General features: G+C 64.2%; 17 protein-coding genes. 12 read left to right on the forward strand and 5 right to left on the reverse strand.

Annotated elements, in window-relative coordinates:
- From BJI67_RS01530 to BJI67_RS01560, 7 genes are all read left to right on the forward strand, one after another.
- Window positions 1-776 (forward strand): 5'-methylthioadenosine/S-adenosylhomocysteine nucleosidase family protein (locus tag BJI67_RS01530; RefSeq protein WP_070071527.1); only part of this gene is annotated, 776 nt, incomplete at its 5' end.
- A 376-nt stretch (window positions 777-1152) separates the two neighbouring features.
- Window positions 1153-2286 (forward strand): porin, encoded by a 1134-nt coding sequence (locus BJI67_RS01535; RefSeq protein ID WP_070071528.1) that lies wholly within the window; start codon window positions 1153-1155, stop codon window positions 2284-2286.
- Between the two features lie 295 nt (window positions 2287-2581).
- Entirely contained in the window at window positions 2582-2920 is a 339-nt protein-coding gene (locus tag BJI67_RS01540; RefSeq protein WP_070071529.1) for a P-II family nitrogen regulator, read from the forward strand.
- 32 nt (window positions 2921-2952) lie between these two features.
- Entirely contained in the window at window positions 2953-4269 is a 1317-nt protein-coding gene (locus tag BJI67_RS01545) for an ammonium transporter (RefSeq protein ID WP_197513235.1), read from the forward strand.
- A gap of 145 nt (window positions 4270-4414) precedes the next feature.
- Entirely contained in the window at window positions 4415-5017 is a 603-nt protein-coding gene (locus BJI67_RS01550) for an ABC transporter ATP-binding protein (RefSeq protein WP_070071531.1), read from the forward strand.
- The gene (locus BJI67_RS01555; protein WP_070071532.1) at window positions 5008-5802 is read left to right on the forward strand and encodes an ABC transporter permease; all 795 of its coding nucleotides are present in this window, start codon (window positions 5008-5010) and stop codon (window positions 5800-5802) included. Before BJI67_RS01550 ends, BJI67_RS01555 begins: the two co-directional genes overlap by 10 nt.
- A gap of 77 nt (window positions 5803-5879) precedes the next feature.
- Entirely contained in the window at window positions 5880-6440 is a 561-nt protein-coding gene (locus BJI67_RS01560) for a TMEM175 family protein (protein WP_269449616.1), read from the forward strand.
- A gap of 6 nt (window positions 6441-6446) precedes the next feature.
- Here BJI67_RS01560 and arsC read toward each other — a convergent pair whose 3' ends face one another.
- Entirely contained in the window at window positions 6447-7355 is a 909-nt protein-coding gene (gene arsC / locus BJI67_RS18365) for an arsenate reductase (thioredoxin) (protein WP_156781983.1), read from the reverse strand.
- Window positions 7356-7369: 14 nt separating this feature from the next.
- On the reverse strand, window positions 7370-8683 hold the full coding sequence (locus tag BJI67_RS01575) for an arsenic transporter (protein ID WP_070071534.1): 1314 nt from the start codon (window positions 8681-8683) through the stop codon (window positions 7370-7372).
- 81 nt (window positions 8684-8764) lie between these two features.
- Between BJI67_RS01575 and BJI67_RS01580 the strand changes: the two genes are divergently transcribed.
- On the forward strand, window positions 8765-9112 hold the full coding sequence (locus BJI67_RS01580) for a metalloregulator ArsR/SmtB family transcription factor (protein ID WP_070071535.1): 348 nt from the start codon (window positions 8765-8767) through the stop codon (window positions 9110-9112).
- 21 nt (window positions 9113-9133) lie between these two features.
- Here the strand turns inward: BJI67_RS01580 and amrA are convergent, their stop codons facing one another.
- Together amrA and amrB are read right to left on the reverse strand one after the other, a co-directional pair.
- On the reverse strand, window positions 9134-9712 hold the full coding sequence (gene amrA, locus BJI67_RS01585; RefSeq protein ID WP_070071536.1) for an AmmeMemoRadiSam system protein A: 579 nt from the start codon (window positions 9710-9712) through the stop codon (window positions 9134-9136).
- Entirely contained in the window at window positions 9690-10514 is an 825-nt protein-coding gene (amrB, locus tag BJI67_RS01590) for an AmmeMemoRadiSam system protein B (protein ID WP_070071537.1), read from the reverse strand. The genes amrA and amrB overlap by 23 nt, the downstream gene beginning before the upstream one ends.
- Window positions 10515-10605: 91 nt before the next feature.
- Here amrB and amrS point away from each other — a divergent pair, with 91 nt between their 5' ends.
- Window positions 10606-11685, forward strand: a complete 1080-nt coding sequence (amrS, locus tag BJI67_RS01595) for an AmmeMemoRadiSam system radical SAM enzyme (protein ID WP_070071538.1) — start codon at window positions 10606-10608, stop codon at window positions 11683-11685.
- Between the two features lie 9 nt (window positions 11686-11694).
- Here the strand turns inward: amrS and speE are convergent, their stop codons facing one another.
- Window positions 11695-12552: a polyamine aminopropyltransferase gene (gene speE / locus BJI67_RS01600; protein ID WP_070071539.1), complete on the reverse strand. Its 858-nt coding sequence runs from the start codon at window positions 12550-12552 to the stop codon at window positions 11695-11697.
- Window positions 12553-12622: 70 nt separating this feature from the next.
- Between speE and speA the strand changes: the two genes are divergently transcribed.
- Genes speA through BJI67_RS01615 form a run of 3 tightly spaced genes read left to right on the forward strand, consistent with a single transcriptional unit; the run spans window position 12623 to window position 15606 of the window.
- Window positions 12623-14500, forward strand: coding sequence for a biosynthetic arginine decarboxylase (gene speA, locus BJI67_RS01605; protein ID WP_070071540.1), 1878 nt, complete (start codon window positions 12623-12625; stop codon window positions 14498-14500).
- 21 nt (window positions 14501-14521) lie between these two features.
- On the forward strand, window positions 14522-15364 hold the full coding sequence (locus BJI67_RS01610) for an LSm family protein (protein WP_070071541.1): 843 nt from the start codon (window positions 14522-14524) through the stop codon (window positions 15362-15364).
- Entirely contained in the window at window positions 15361-15606 is a 246-nt protein-coding gene (locus BJI67_RS01615; protein WP_070071542.1) for a YcgL domain-containing protein, read from the forward strand. Before BJI67_RS01610 ends, BJI67_RS01615 begins: the two co-directional genes overlap by 4 nt.
- Window positions 15607-15714: the final 108 nt, after the last annotated feature.

Raw genomic sequence — 15714 nt, forward strand, 5'->3', positions numbered from 1 at the left:
GAGGCTACACCTTCCACATCGGCAAGTTGAGCGGATTCCCCGTGGTGGCCTGCGTGCAGCCGGTCGACGGTGATGCGACGCGGGCGCTGGTGGCGCAGAAGATGATGGATACCTTCCCGATGCGCGCGATGATCTATGCGGGAACCTCGGGCTCGCATCTCAAGCGCCTTCGCATCGGCGACGTGCTGATTGCGCGCCGGGTAGTGGATTTCGGCAATTACATCACGACGCGCTCGGGCAAGATTGTCCCCGGAGAATTCCACGATACGGAATCGAATGCTGCGGGCAGCGGTGCGATGATGTACCTCTACACCAGCGTGCCGCTGTCGGATCTCGCCTACCGCGCAGCGGTGGCGATGAAGCTCGAGACACCTGCCTGGATGAACCAGAACGGCAAGCCGGGCAAGACCTACATCATGAACTACGGTACACAGGGCTCGTCGGCCATGTGGCTGCGCAGCCCCAAGGCGATTCGCGAGAGTGACAGGATATTCCATGAGGCCGACGAGTCTGGCGGCTACGGTACGGCACTGGCCTCGCTGATCAACAAGGTGCCGTTCCTCGAACTGAACGTGATGTCGGACAACGCGTTGCAGGTGCCGACGCAATTCGACGAATACTTCCGCAAGAGTTCGCTCTACGCGCAGAAGGTCTCCTATGAGATCGTGGTGAAGATGTTCGAAATGATGAAGGCCGAAGGGGTCCCCTCTGGTCTAACGCAGTATCGGGACATGCGCCGGAACCCTTACCCAGCAACGCTGAAGTGGAATCATTGATTTCGAGTGTTGTGGGGATGCGACAGTAGGCATAGGCAAACGTCCCTCGTTTTCCCACCCGATCTTGGGGTGGCATGGGTCGTGGTAGTCGCAAGGTGAATTGATAAGTTATATCGATTGATTGATATTAGTAAAAATTAATAGTTATTTGTAATCGTTAGGCGCACATAATAAGTGCGTTGTGCAATTTTATGCTCAAGAATGGTGCGTTTCGCTCATCTAGTACCAGTATTTTGTAAAGAAACTCCCTGTTTAATCTGACTGTCATTAAAGCAATGCGCGTGGCACGTTAACTGCAAACGCGCATTGCCGTGTGTTTTTGATCGCACACTGTCTGTTTTTTGTGACATTCGTGTCAGTTATCGGGAGTGTAGATATGAGCCTGAAGAAACGTTTTCAGCCGAGCAAGTTGATGATCGCGCTGAGTGCGGGCGTGGCGATGGCGGGTGTGGCCGGAATGGCCAAGGCGGCGCCGTCTGCGACCATCTATGGGATGGTCGGAGTTGTCGGTACTTACAATACCGCGACCGTCAATGGTGAAAAGTCGACCTATGGCATTCAGAACAATATCAGCCAGGTCGGCGTCAAGGGCGATCTGGGCGAAGCCGGGGGCACGAAGTTCATTTACAACTACGACATGCTGGTCGATCCGACGACGGAGTCCGGTTCGCCCTCGACTTACTGGGCTTATCTGGGAGCCACCGGGCCGTGGGGTACGTTAAAGGTCGGACGTCTGGAGTCCACATATTTCAATGATGTGGTACTACCGTTCACGCCGTTCTGGTGGATGTATCCCACAGTAGTTGCCAATTTCGAGCAGGACAAGGCGGTGTCCTATGTATCGCCATCATTGGACGGGCTGACGTTGTCTGTGGAAGGTTTCAACATCGGCAAGGGCTCGTCGACGGCTAGCAAATCCACGGGCAATTATGGCTTTTCCGGTACCTACACCACGGGGGCATTCAGCGTCGGTGCCGGCTTCGAGTCATTCTCCAAATACGGAGATGGTTCGACGGCCTATAGTCCGTCGCCCTCGCAAACGGTCTGGCTGACACCGGTGAACGAGTACTCAGGTGTCTTGCTCAAGAGCAAGGCGGGGTTGCGTGGGACTTATAGTTCGGGTCCGGTAAGTGTCAGTCTGGGTGTGTTCGGTTTCAAGCCGACCTCGATGCTACTTGGGGCAACGCAGAATACCCATGAAATCTATACCTACATGGCAACGGGTAGTTACGCATTCACCCCGAAGTGGACGGTCATGGGTAATTTGTCGACGACCACCCAAGGTACCAGTGGCACACTGCCGCGCACCCGCGGGACGCTGGTTACACTGAGTCTCGCCTACACGCCGATCAGCAGTGTGGCGCTGTACGCCGAGTATCAGTATGCCGACAAAAAGGCAGTGGAGAGCGGACTCGACAGTGATGTCCTGGACGCCGCATACACTTCCGTAAGCGTACCTGGTACGAAAGCGGCCAGCCAGTTCGTGCTTGGAGGCACTTATAGCTTCTAAAGCAGAAACGCAGTTATCCATGACTCCTTATCCGGGCCTGAGTGCCCGGATTTTTTTTGCACGCAATATTGGCAAGGCAATTAACCGATATACGGCTATCGACGTACCCAACGCGCACCATGATGGTGCATTGTTATGGTGCGCGCGTTGTCGGATTTGACTAAAACCTTTCTATATCAATTGGATGGCTGGGGTCTATTGGGTGGCACGCCCCCTGCATATGACAGGTCCAAGCCCGTGTCGCAGGGTTCGATTCAATAGGAGTGATTGCAATGAAAACGGGAGGCAAAAAGGTATGAAGCTGCTCATCGCCATCATCAAGCCCTTCAAGCTCGACGAGGTCAGGGAGGCCCTGTCCGAAATCGGCGTCAAGGGTATCACCGTCACCGAAGTGAAGGGATTCGGCAGACAGAAGGGGCATACGGAATTGTACCGCGGGGCCGAATACGTGGTCGATTTTCTGCCCAAGGTGAAAATCGAAGTCGCGCTCGACGACGGCCTGGTGGATCAGGCCATCGAGGCCATCAGCAAGGCAGCCAGCACCGGCAAGATCGGTGACGGCAAGATATTCCTGTCCCCGCTGGAGCAGGCCATTCGAATTCGCACGGGCGAAACCGGATCTGAGGCTCTTTAAATAAAGACGAAATCAAGATGAGGAAATTGTCAATGAAATCAAAGCACGCATTGGGAGCGATCGGGGGGCTGGCCGGCCTGTTGGGGATGTGGCTAGTCCCGGGGCTGGCAATGGCTGCGGACGCTCCGCCGAAGATCAACTCCGGCGATACCGCCTGGATGCTGACCTCCACCGCACTCGTTCTGATGATGACCATTCCTGGTGTGGCCCTGTTCTACGGCGGCATGGTGCGCAAGAAGAACCTGATCTCGGTGGCGGCCAAGACCTTTGCCGTGACCTGCCTGATCACCGCCGTCTGGACCATCATCGGCTATTCCCTGGCCTTTACCTCCGGTAGCGGTTTCATCGGTGGCATGAGCCGCTTCTTCCTGAGTGGCATGGGCTACGGCGCGATGAGCGGAACGATCCCGGAATCGGTCTTCATGACCTTCCAGATGACCTTCGCGATCATCACCCCGGCGCTGGTCATCGGCTCGATCGTTGAGCGCATGAAGTTCTCCGCCATGCTGTGGTTCCTTGGCCTGTGGTCGGTGCTGGTCTACTCGCCGATTGCGCACATGGTCTGGGGGCCGGGCGGCTGGCTCGGCGGTGACGGTGTGCTGGACTTCGCGGGCGGCACCGTGGTGCACATCAACGCGGGTGTGGCCGGTCTGGTCGCGGCGCTGGTGCTCGGCAAGCGCAAGGGCTACGGCAAGGAGGCAATGCCTCCGGTGAACGTGGTATTCACCATGGCCGGTGCGGCCCTGCTGTGGGTCGGCTGGTTCGGTTTCAACGCCGGTTCCGCCGTGGCTGCCAACGGTACTGCGGGTATGGCCATGGCCGTGACCCAGATCGCTACCGGCATCGCGGCGCTGGCGTGGATGTTCGCCGAATGGGCCGCGCGCGGCAAACCCACTCTGCTGGGCATGAGTTCGGGTGCGGTGGCTGGCCTCGTGGCGATCACCCCGGCCTCTGGCTTCGTCGGTCCGACCGGTGCCATTGTCATCGGCATTGCGGCTGGCGTGCTCTGTTTCTGGGCCTCGGTTTACCTGAAGAACATGATCGGCTACGACGATTCGCTTGACGCCTTCGGCGTGCATGCCATCGGCGGTATCGTTGGTGCGCTCCTAACCGGCATCTTCGCGGCCAAGATGTTTGGCGGTGCGGGCCTGTCCGGAAATGCGGGTGGCAGCATCATGCACCAGCTCGGCATCCAGGGCTTCGGTGTGATGGTGACCATCGTCTACGATGCGATCATGACCTTCATCATCATCAAGGTCATCGACGTGATCATGGGTATCCGTGTGTCGGAAGAGGCCGAGGTCGAGGGTCTCGACGTCTCCTCGCACGGCGAGCAGGTCTACGAATAACAATCCACGATTGTGATTCGTTGGAACGGGCGCTTCGGCGCCCGTTCTTTTTTATCCGGTCGTCGGACTCGAAACATGGCCGCGATCCCCGCATAATCCCCGCCCCATGAAACCCTCCGCTTCGAGTCCAGCTGCCTCATATGAGATGCCGCGTCTGAGCGTGGAGAGCCTGCGTACGTCTGTCTCAGGGCCCTGGACGCTTCAGCTTGCGGCTGGCGAGTGCGTTGTCGTGACCGGTCCATCGGGCAGCGGCAAGTCGCTGCTGCTGCGTGCGATATGCGATCTCGATCCGTCTACGGGAGCGGTTGCTCTCGATGCGCGCCGGCGTGAGGAATTTACGCCACGTGAATGGCGCCGCTCGGTGGGCCTGCTACCGGCGGAACCGGCCTGGTGGGCAGAGACGGTGGGCGAGCACTTCCCAGCAGGTGCCGAGGAGGTGCTCAAGGCCCTGGGTTTCGATGAGGATGTGCTCGGCTGGCAGGTGGCGCGAGCCTCGAGCGGGGAACGCCAGCGTCTGGCTTTGGCGCGCCTGTTGCAGTTGCAGCCGCGGGTGCTCCTGCTCGACGAGCCGACCGCAAATCTTGATGCCGGTAATCGTGCGCGCGTCGAGTCGGTGGTGCGCGATTACCTGGCCAGCCGCGCTGCTGCGGCGCTGTGGGTTACCCACGACGCGGAACAGGCTGTCCGCATCGGCGATCGCGAACTGGTCATGCAGGCCGGCCGTCTGGAGGATGCCGCATGCACCTGATCGCGCTGACGCCTTTCGAACTGGGATTGGCCGCACTGCTGATTCTTGCGCTTGCGGGCCTCAGCCTCGCCCTCAGCCTGGGGCTGTCGAAGACACTGCTGATCGCAGCGGTGCGCACCACGTTACAACTCTGGCTGGTCGGACTAGTGCTCAAGACCCTGTTCGCCTACGCGAGTCCGCTGTGGATCGGCCTGCTCGCTGCCTTCATGCTGCTGGTCGCCGGGCGAGAGGTGATGGCCCGGCAGCAGCGCCGTTTCCGGGGCGGCTGGGGCTACGGCGTGGGCGCGATCGCGCTGACGGTGCCGTCGCTGTCGATCATCCTGCTGACCCTGCTGGTGATTCTGCGGCCCGAGCCGTGGTACGCCCCGCAATACGCCATCCCGCTGCTAGGCATGCTGATCGGGAACTCGATGACGGGTGCCGCCATCGGCCTCGACCGGCTGACGCAGACCGCCTGGCGCCAGCGCGCGGCGATCGAGGCGCGGCTGATGCTCGGCCAGCGCTGGGACGAGGCGATGAGCGACATTCGCCGCGAATCGGCGCGCGCCGGCCTGATTCCGATCATCAATTCGATGGCCGCCGCCGGCGTGGTCAGCCTGCCCGGCATGATGACCGGCCAGATCCTGGCGGGTGCGCCGCCGACCGAGGCAGTGCGCTATCAGATCCTGATCATGTTCCTGATCGCCGCCAACACCGGTTTTGCCGCGCTCGGCGGCGTCTGGTTCGGCTCGCGCCGACTGTTCGACGAGCGCGAAAGACTGCGTCTGGACCGGCTGAAATCCTGATCTCTGCCCATTTGTGCGCAGCGGCGACATACTGCACGGGAATCGGGTCAAGGGGGTGGGGCATGCGTACGAGCCGGATGGAAGCGTTCAGCGATGGCGTGATGGCGATCATCATCACCATCATGGTGCTGGAAATGAAGGTGCCGCACGGCGAACAGATGGAGGCCCTGCGACCGTTGCTGCCGGTACTGCTGAGCTATGTGCTCAGCTTTGTCTATATCGGCATCTATTGGAACAACCATCACCATCTGCTGCACGCGACCGAGCGCATCGGCGGTGGGGTCCTGTGGGCGAACCTGCACCTGTTGTTTTGGCTCTCGCTGTTTCCCTTCGTGACCGGTTGGATGGGCGAGAACCACTTTGCGGCGGCGCCGACGGCGCTGTACGGCGGCGTGCTGCTGATGGTGGCGGTGGCGTACTGGGTGCTAGTGAACCGCATCGTCGCCGCCGACGGCGTGGATTCGCGGCTCGCGCGCGCCATCGGCAGCGACGGCAAGGGCAAGCTGTCGGTGCTGCTGTATGCCTGCGCCATACCTGCGGCCATTTACTTGCCCTGGCTTGCGCAGGCGGTTTATATCGCGGTTGCCGCGATGTGGCTGATCCCGGACCGAAGGATCGAGCGGCAGCTTACCGATTGAGCCGCATCAGGCCGTGACCGGCTCGGTCCCCGGCACCAGAAACGTCGCCGCCTTGTCGGCCGGCATGGCGGCCAGGTCGGCGGCGGTCATCTCGGCGTAAATCTCCAGCAGGTAGCCGGTCGGGTCGCGCAGCCAGAGTTCGTGCAGCGGCAGCCCGTGCCAGGTGCTGCGCGGCGGCTTGACCACTTCGGTGCCGGCGGCCAGGGCGGTGTGATAGGCGGCGATCACCGCGGCCTTGTCCGGCACGCGCAGGCCGAGGTGATAGAGGCTGTAGGTGTCCAGCTTCTCGCCGGAATCGTTGACCAGGAGCACGAAGTTCAGCCGTAGCCACGGCACGATGAAAGTGCTGTAGCGCTGCTCGCGGTCCTTGGGTTCGATGCCGAACAGGCGGGTATAGAACTCGGTGCTTGCGGCAAGGTCGGCGACGCGGATGCTGATATGGAATTCGTCGTTGCCGGGGATCAGTTTGGGTGTGGTGTCGGGGGCGAGCGGTTCGATGCCTTCGGCGCGCAGCAGATCGGTTGTTCGCTGGCGTACCTCGTCGCGCACGCGGCGGAACTCGGCCATGACCTCGTCCTCGGTGCCGGTGGCCTTGGCTGGATCGTTGAGCGGCCAGTGCAGCTTGCGCACGCCGGGCGGTAGCACCGGGCAGTGTTCATCGGCATGGCCGCAGACGGTGACCACGAGGCCGGCGGCGGCGATCATGTTATCGGTCACGCGGGTCGATTCCTGGCCGCTGATGTCGACACCGGCCTCGGCCATCACCGCGATCGCGCGCGGGTTCTTGCCGTGGGCCTCGATGCCGGCCGAGGTGATCTCGAAATCCTCGCCGCCGAGCCGACGGGCCCAGCCTTCGGCCATCTGGCTGCGGCAGGAGTTGCCGGTGCACAGGAACAGGATGGATTTGCGCTTCATTGCGGGAACTCCGTTCAGGAATGGCCGGCCAGCGGCAGCCAGGCCGCCAGCGCGAGCAGGGTGACGAGCAGGACCGGCGGGGTGATGACCAGCCCGACCTTCATGTACTGACCCCAGGTGATGGTCTCGCCCTTGCGTGCGAGCACGTGCAGCCAGAGCAGGGTGGCGAGGCTGCCGATAGGGGTGAACTTGGGCCCTAGGTCGCAGCCGATCACGTTGGCGTAGATCATCGCTTCGCGTGCGGCGGCGCTGATCCCATGGCTTTGGTTGATGGCGAGCGCGCCGACCAGCACGCTCGGCATGTTGTTCATCACCGATGACAGTACGGCGCTGAGAAAGCCGGTGCCGAACGCCGCCACGGTCGGCCCGTGCCCGCCGAGCCATTCGAGCGCCTGGGCCAGATAGGCGGTGAGTCCGGCGTTGCGCAGGCCGTAGACCACGAGATACATGCCCAAGCTGAAGATCACGATCTGCCAGGGGGCTTCCTTGACCACCTTGCGCACGGGAATCACGCCGCCGCGCCCGCCCTGGTGCCAGCGTCCGGCAAGCCCGAGCAGGATCAGCGCGCCCGCGCCGGTGACCACGGAGACGGGAACGCCGAACTGCGCGGTCACGAAATAGGCCGCGAGCAGCACCGCGAGCAGCGGGAAGCTGGCGCGGAACACCAGCGGATCGCGGATCGCGTGGGCGGGGGCTTCCAGGCCCTCGAGGGCGTAGCGCGCCGGCAGGTCGCGGCGGAAATACAGCCACAAAACGACCAGCGTCGCTGCGAGCGCGGCGAGGTCCACGGGTATCATCACCCGCGCGTAATGGTCGAAGGGGATGGCGAAGTAATTCGCGCTGACGATGTTGACCAGATTCGAGATGATCAGCGGCAGGCTGGTGGTATCGGCCACGAAACCGGTGCCGATCACGAAGGCCAGCGCGCCGGCCGGGTTGAAGCCCAGGCGCAGCAGGATGGCGAGCACGATCGGGGTGAGCAGCAAGGCGGCGCCGTCGTTCGCGAAGAAGGCCGCGATCAGCGCGCCGAGCAGAATGACGAGCGGGAACAGTCGCTTGCCGCTGCCGCCGCCCCAGCGTGCGACATGTAGCGCCGCCCAGTGGAAGAAGCCGGCCTCGTCCAGGGTCAGCGAGATGATGATCAGGCCGACGAAGGTGAAGGTCGCGTCCCACACGATATGCCAGACTATCGGGATGTCGTGCAGCGTGATCACGCCGGTGGCCAGCGCCAGCAGCGCGCCACCCGCGGCGCTCCAGCCGATGCCGAGTCCCCGCGGCTGCCAGATGACGAAGACGAGGGTGATCAGAAAGATCGCGAGGGCTAACATGGGAAGACGTACCGCGTATTAAGAACCGGCCGCAGTATAATTGTTTTCCCGTATATATCAAATGACGGATATATTGCCGACATGAACCCAGAACGCTTTTTCCGCGCCCTGTCCGACCCTACCCGGCTGCGCTGCCTGTTGCTGCTGCAGCGCGCCGGCGAACTATGCGTATGCGAGTTGACCGAGGCGCTGGAGATGATGCAGCCGAAGATCTCGCGCCACCTGGCCAGCCTGCGCGAGGCCGGGGTGGTCAGCGACCGCCGCGACGGGCTGTGGGTGTTCTATCGGGTGCATCCGGATTTGCCGGCGTGGGCGCGCAAGGTGCTCGCGGAAACCCTCTCCGGGCTGGAGACCCAGGCCCCGTATGCACAGGATGCACAGCACTTGGCCGGCATGAGCGACCGCCTGCGCCAGTCCTGCGCGGGCTGAGACTCTGTAGATCCTGCCGGTTCAGAATTCTTCTGTGGTGTAGCGGAACGCGCGCAGGTTCGGGTTCGATCCTGCAGGCGGCAGGCCGGCCTTCTGCCTGAGCGCGGCGACGAAGTCCTGCGGGTCCGGCAGCTGCGCCCAGACACTGGGCAGGAAGGTTGCGCGATGCGGGCCATCCTCGATGATCAGGCCGTCGATGCCCGGACGCAGTGTGTCCGGCAGTGCGCGTGCCGCTTCGGCGGACAGGGCCTCGGGCGGCGAGAGTACGGAAATCTTGAGCTCGAGATCCGGCAGTTCGCCGGCCTCCAGCGGGACGAAGCGGGGGTCGCGGAAGGCGGCGGCGTAGGCCTGGTCGGCCACATCCTGCGCCAGCGGACGGCGGGCCTCCAGGGTGCCGATGCAGCCGCGTAGACGTCCCGAACGCTCCAGGGTGACGAAGGTTGCCCGCGGTTCGCGCAGCTTCGCCGGTAGCGTTCCGAGGCCGACGGCGAGCGGCGCGCCCTGCGTCAGCCCGTGGCGGATCGAGGCCGCGGCGATGTCGCGCAACCGCGCGCGTTCCTCCGGCGCGTAGGCCGCTTCAGGCGAAGGTCCAGGCGCCATAGCCGACCACCCGGTCGCGCGGGCCGGCGGTGTCGCCGGAGTTGCGCAGGTCAAGGGTGTGCGCGTGCAGGCCGTGGCGTTGCGCGGCCAGCAGCAGGCCCTGCAGCGGGATGCGTCCGCAGGCCTGTTCGTAGCCGATCGCCTGAGGTGCGAGGCGTTCGATGGCCTGCGCGGTGAGCCGGTCGATGTGCCGGGCGTCGGCATAACCCAGATAGTGGCTGAGATCCGAGCTGATCACGAACAGGGTGCCCGGGTCGTCCCAGAAGGTCTCGATCAGGGCGGCGACTGCCTGCGGATCGGCGTCGCCCACGACCACGGGCAGCAGCCGGAAGTCGTCGCCCAGGACGGTCTGCAGAAAGGGCAGGTGCACCTCCAGACTATGTTCCTGCGCGTGAGCGAGATCGGATTCGATCACCTGGGGCAGCGTCAGCACTTGCTCGATGGCCTCGCGGTCAAGGCGGACGGAGCCGAGCGGGGTGCGAAAACTCGTCGTGCCGGGCACGGCCAGGCCGCGAAAGGTGACGCGATGCGACGGGCCGAGCAGTACCACCCGGCGCACGGGGGTGTCGCGGCGGCGCAGGCGCGCGTACGCCGTGCCCGCAATGGGACCGGAGTAGACGTAGCCGGCATGCGGCACCACCAGCGCCCTGATGGGCAGGGTGCCGTCGGCGTCGTCGCCCGCCGCGAGGAAGGCCTCGACCTCGCGGCGAAGCTCGCCGGCGTCCGCAGGGTAAAACGTGCCGGCCACGGCCGGCGGTCGTTCTCCCTGGTTTTCCGGTATGCCATGAGTGTGTGTGGTCATGTCGTACACGATGGGGGCGCCGGCGGCAGCTTTAAAGATCGCAGCAAGACCCCACGATGAGTGTGTGGATGATGGTCGGGAGTGATGAATCATGATGGCGACGAGTACGGTAGCGACGCGCTATTGGCATGCGCTGGACGACGGACGGGTGCAATGCGACCTGTGCCCGCGCTTCTGCACGCTGCACGAGGGGCAGCAGGGGTTGTGCTTCGTGCGCGCGAATCAGGGCGGGGAGATCGTGCTGACCAGCTACGGTCGCTCCAGCGGTTTCGTCATCGACCCCATCGAGAAGAAGCCGCTCAATCACTTCTTGCCGGGCAGTGGGGTGCTTTCGTTCGGCACCGCCGGCTGCAATCTGGCCTGCAAATTTTGCCAGAACTGGGACATGAGCAAGGCACGCGACATGGACCGACTGATGGACCAGGCAAACCCGGCCGAGCTGGCCGAGGCGGCGCTGAGCCATGGCGCTCGCTCGCTGGCCTTCACCTACAACGACCCGGTGATCTTCATGGAGTATGCCGTCGACGTCGCTATTGAGGCGCGTCGCCGCGGCGTGCGCAGCGTGGCGGTGACGGCGGGCTATGTCACCGACGCGCCGCGGGTCGAGTTCTTCCGTCACATGGACGCCGCCAACATCGATCTCAAGGCCTTCGACGAGGACTTCTACTACAAGCTGTGCGGCGCGCATCTGCAGCCGGTGCTGGAGACCATCGAGTACGCGGTTAAGGAGACCGACTGCTGGGTCGAGCTGACCACCCTGCTGATTCCCGGCCACAACGATTCGGCAGGCGAGATCGAGCGTCTGAGCGCGTGGGTGGCCGAGCGGCTGGGGTCGGACGTGCCGCTGCACTTCAGCGCCTTTCACCCCGACTACCGCATGGCCGGCGTGCCGCGCACGCCGCCGGAGACCCTGCGGCGTGCGCGGGAGATCGCCCGTGCCCAGGGGCTGCATCACGTCTATACCGGCAACGTGCACGACGAGGACGGCGGCAACACCTACTGCGCGGGTTGCGGGCATCGCCTCATCGGGCGCGACAGGTACACCATCACCGACTGGCAGCTTGTGGACGGCTGCTGCCCCGCCTGCGGGGAGCGCCTGGCCGGCGTGTTCGAGGCGCAGCCGGGCGACTGGGGCGCGCGCCGCCAGCCGGTGCGCATCGCCCCTGCCTGAGCGTCGCGCTCAGCCCATCAATGCCTTGCGCAGGAATTCCGGCGTGGCGGCGCAGGCGCGGTGGATGGCGTCGTTGTAGTACAGCGTCTCGAAGCCCTTGTTCTCGCAGGCCTCTTCGCGTACGAAGGTGATCGGCAGGTCCTTGCAGGCCAGCGTGGCGGTCCACCAGCCCGAGGGGTAGCTGACCTGTGGGAAGTGCAGGGTCAGGGTGTCGAGGAAGCCCGCCTTGCGCATTTCATCGTGCATGGGCTTGATGATTCCCTGGGTGTGATACAGCGGCGATTCGCTCTGCTGGGCGAGCAGGCCGTTGCTGCCGAGGGCGCGCAGGCAGCTGGTGTAGAACGGACCGGAAAACAGGCCCTCGGCGGGCCCCACGGGGTCGGTGCTGTCGACGATGATGAGATCGATCGAGCCCGGTTCGGCGTCCTTGATCCACTGGATGCCGTCGCCGAAGAAGAACTCGGCACGCGGGTCGCCGTTGGATTCGCACAGGGCGGGGAAGAACTGCTCGGATATCCGCGTGACGCGCTCGTCGATCTCGACCTGCACCACAGACTCCACCTCGGGGTGCTTGAGCACCTCGCGCAGGGTGCCGCAGTCGCCGCCGCCGACGATCACCACGCGGCGCGGGTGCGGATGGCTGAACAGCGCCGGGTGGGACATCATCTCGTGGTAGACGAAGTTGTCGCGGTCGGTGAGCATGACGAGGCCGTCGATGGTCATGAGGTTGCCGAAGCCCTCGGTTTCGTAGACCTCGATGCGCTGGAAGGCCGACTGCTCGTCGTGCAGCTTGCGCCGGACCTTGAGCGAAAACGCGCTGCCCGCGTCCGCGTGAATCTCCGTGTACCAGTTCTCGTCGAGCGCCATGCGCCAATCTCCTTGAAGCGGGTCCGAGGCGCTATTATACGGGCACACTTGGTTCAGGGATGATGGCGGCATGACGGATTGGTCGATCGACGCGGCGCGACGCCTCTACAACACGGCGGTGTGGAGCGGGGGCTATTTCGACGTTGCCGCGGACGGCCACGTGCACGTGCGCGGTCGCGGCAACGAGTCGGTGGATCTTGCGGCCCTGGCCGACACCCTGCGCGCGCAGGGTCTGCGTCTGCCGATGCTGGTGCGCTTCAACCACATCCTGCGCGAGCGCGTGGACACGCTTTGCGGCGCCTTCGACGAGGCTCGCGAACGTCATGCCTATCCGGGACGCTACACCGCCGTCTATCCGATCAAGGTCAACCAGCAGCGCAGCGTGGTCGACGAGATCCTCAACCACGGCGGCGAGCGCGTAGGGCTGGAGGCCGGCAGCAAGCCTGAGCTGATGGCGGTGCTGGCACGCGCGCGGCCTGGCGGTCTGATCGTGTGCAACGGCTACAAGGACCGCGAGTACATGCGTCTTGCGCTGCTCGGTCGCCGCCTCGGCCACCGGCCGTACATCGTGATCGAAAAACCCTCCGAGCTGGATCTCGTCCTCGAGGCCGCGCAGGATCTTGGCGTCCGCCCTCTGCTCGGCCTGCGCGTGCGGCTGTCCTCGGTGGGCAGCGGCAACTGGCAGAACACCGGCGGGGAGAAGGGCAAGTTCGGCCTGTCGGCCGCGCAGGCGCTGCGCCTGATCGAGCGCCTGCGCGCCGCCGGGCTGCTCGACTGCCTGGAACTGCTGCACTTCCACATGGGCTCTCAGCTTGCCAACATCCGCGACATCCAGCGCGGCGTGCGCGAGGCCGCGCGCTACTACGCCGAGCTGCGCCGCCTGGGCGCGCCGCTGTGCATCGCCGACGTCGGCGGCGGTCTCGGCGTCGACTACGAGGGTACGCGTTCGCGCAACTACTGCTCCATGAACTACAGCGTGCAGGAATATGCCGCCAACATCGTGCGTACCCTGCACGAGGTCTGCCGCGACGAGGGCATGCCGCCGCCGGATATCGTCACCGAGGCGGGCCGCGCGATGACCGCGCACCATGCCGTACTCATCACCGAGGTCATCGATGTGGAATCGGCCGGCGAGCCCGTGCTGGGCGAGCCGCCGGGCGAGGACGAACCGGTGATCCTGCAGGATCTGTGGCGTTTGGCCGAGACCGCCGGCTCGCGCCCGGCGAGCGAGATCTACCACGATGCGGCCTACTGGCTGAGCGAGGCGCACGGCATGTACACGCACGGCGTGCTCGACCTTGCCCAGCGAGCCCGCGCCGAGGAGCTGTACGTGATCATCTGCCGCCGCCTGTCGGCCGGGCTGGACGGCCAGTCCAAGGTCGAACGCGACATGCTCGGCGAGCTGCGCGAGCGCCTCGCGGACAAGGTGTTCTGCAACTTCTCGGTGTTCCAGTCGATTCCCGACGTATGGGCCATCGACCAGATCTTCCCGATCATGCCGCTGCACCGACTGGACGAGCGTCCGACCCGTCGCGGCGTGCTCCAGGATCTGACCTGCGACTCCGACGGGCACGTCGAGCGCTACGTGGTCGGCGCCGATCTCGAATCCAGCCTGCCGCTGCATCCCTGGCGGCGCGGCGAGCGCTACCTGCTCGGCATCTTCCTGGTGGGCGCGTACCAGGAGATTCTCGGCGACCTGCACAATCTTTTCGGCGACACCGACGCGATCAACGTCGATCTCGATCCCGCGGGCGGCTATCGTCTGGCCCCGGTCGAACCGGGCGACGCCGTTGCGGAGTTGCTAGGCTACGTGCATTTCGACCCGCAGGAGCTGTTGGCCGCCTATCGCAGCAAGGTCGCGGCGGCCGGCCTGGATGACGCGGAGGCAGCGCGTATCCTGGATGAGCTGGAAACCGGTTTGGGCGGATATACCTATCTGGAAGACTGACGGACGGCGTCCGGGAGGCGTATGGCCGACACGATGATCTGGGTGTTCGTGGTGGGTCTCGGGCTGTTGCTGCTGGGCCTGCTGGCCTTGCTGCGAGTGGCCTTCCGCGAGACGTTGCTGTGGGGGCTGCTGGTGATCCTGTTGCCCCCGCTGCTGCTGTGGTACGTGGTGACAAGATGGCGACAGACGCAGGTTCCGGTCTACGTGGTACTGAGCGCGATGCTGATCGTGATCGCTGCGCTCTATGGCGGTGCCAGTACCCCGCTTGCCGACTATCTGCGGCATTCGTCGCTGGCCCCTGTGCTCATGGCCTACGGCTGGAACGGCAGGATCGACATGCCCTTCAAGCCAGAAGACGACGTGCCGGTATCCAATGCCGGGGCGGTGGAGGCCCTGCGCGAACAGGAGGCGGCCGCCGCACGAGCGCAGAAGCTTGCCGAACAAAAGGTGCGTCCGAAACCATCGAAACCGACACCTCCACCCGTCTATCGCTACCAGCTCGCGGGACTCAACCACCTTGAGCAATACGCGGGTCGCCGCGTCAGGGTCGAGACAGTCAGCGGGGGCACGGTGGAGGGGGTGCTCGCCTCGGTAACCGGGGACGGCATCACCGTGAACGCCGACCAGTCCATCGGCAGCGTCGGCTATCAGCTGAACTGGTCGCGCATCACCGCAGTAAGCGTCTATGCACCGAAAGGCAGCGTGATACCCCCGGCAAAACCGGCATCATCCACCAGTGGCGAGCCGTCCGCGGGGACGGCGGCCAGCGCCCCGCTCCCGGTCAGTAGCACCTCTGCGACACCGCCAGCGGCACCGCAGGTCCAGGGTAACCTTCCCGCCAGTACGACCACTGCTACGCCATGATCTGCTACGTCTATCGCAGTCGAAAGCGCGCGGACACCTACCTCTATCTGCCCCGACAGGACGATTTCACCGCGGTGCCCGAGGCCCTGCTGCGGGTGTTCGGGGCGGCGGATTTTGCGCTCGAATTCGAATTGACGCCCCAGCGACGGCTGGCGCAGGCCGAGGCTTCCGAAGTACTGCGTAATCTGCGCGAACAGGGTTTTCACCTGCAGATCCCCCCAGTCAATGTCGCCCCGCTGTGATTGGGCGGGCCGCGATACGCGCCGGCCTGCGGCATAAATACGGCCAGCGCCCTATTTTGGTGCGTGACAGTGCCTGCTTGGTCGGGTATGCCGCGATATTCGGGTGGC

It is taken from the genome of Acidihalobacter aeolianus, from assembly GCF_001753165.1.
GTDB lineage: Bacteria > Pseudomonadota > Gammaproteobacteria > DSM-5130 > Acidihalobacteraceae > Acidihalobacter > Acidihalobacter aeolianus.

Excerpts from the sequence above, each read along its gene's own strand:
- BJI67_RS01535 (WP_070071528.1), top strand. The coding sequence starts at position 1,153 with ATGAGCCTGAAGAAACGTTTTCAGCCGAGCAAGTTGATGATCGCGCTG.
- BJI67_RS01540 (WP_070071529.1), top strand. The coding sequence starts at position 2,582 with ATGAAGCTGCTCATCGCCATCATCAAGCCCTTCAAGCTCGACGAGGTC.
- BJI67_RS01545 (WP_197513235.1), top strand. The coding sequence starts at position 2,953 with ATGAAATCAAAGCACGCATTGGGAGCGATCGGGGGGCTGGCCGGCCTG.
- BJI67_RS01550 (WP_070071531.1), top strand. The coding sequence starts at position 4,415 with ATGCCGCGTCTGAGCGTGGAGAGCCTGCGTACGTCTGTCTCAGGGCCC.
- BJI67_RS01555 (WP_070071532.1), top strand. The coding sequence starts at position 5,008 with ATGCACCTGATCGCGCTGACGCCTTTCGAACTGGGATTGGCCGCACTG.
- BJI67_RS01560 (WP_269449616.1), top strand. The coding sequence starts at position 5,880 with ATGGAAGCGTTCAGCGATGGCGTGATGGCGATCATCATCACCATCATG.
- arsC (WP_156781983.1), bottom strand. The coding sequence starts at position 7,355 with ATGAAGCGCAAATCCATCCTGTTCCTGTGCACCGGCAACTCCTGCCGC.
- BJI67_RS01575 (WP_070071534.1), bottom strand. The coding sequence starts at position 8,683 with ATGTTAGCCCTCGCGATCTTTCTGATCACCCTCGTCTTCGTCATCTGG.
- BJI67_RS01580 (WP_070071535.1), top strand. The coding sequence starts at position 8,765 with ATGAACCCAGAACGCTTTTTCCGCGCCCTGTCCGACCCTACCCGGCTG.
- amrA (WP_070071536.1), bottom strand. The coding sequence starts at position 9,712 with ATGGCGCCTGGACCTTCGCCTGAAGCGGCCTACGCGCCGGAGGAACGC.
- amrB (WP_070071537.1), bottom strand. The coding sequence starts at position 10,514 with ATGACCACACACACTCATGGCATACCGGAAAACCAGGGAGAACGACCG.
- amrS (WP_070071538.1), top strand. The coding sequence starts at position 10,606 with ATGATGGCGACGAGTACGGTAGCGACGCGCTATTGGCATGCGCTGGAC.
- speE (WP_070071539.1), bottom strand. The coding sequence starts at position 12,552 with ATGGCGCTCGACGAGAACTGGTACACGGAGATTCACGCGGACGCGGGC.
- speA (WP_070071540.1), top strand. The coding sequence starts at position 12,623 with ATGACGGATTGGTCGATCGACGCGGCGCGACGCCTCTACAACACGGCG.
- BJI67_RS01610 (WP_070071541.1), top strand. The coding sequence starts at position 14,522 with ATGGCCGACACGATGATCTGGGTGTTCGTGGTGGGTCTCGGGCTGTTG.
- BJI67_RS01615 (WP_070071542.1), top strand. The coding sequence starts at position 15,361 with ATGATCTGCTACGTCTATCGCAGTCGAAAGCGCGCGGACACCTACCTC.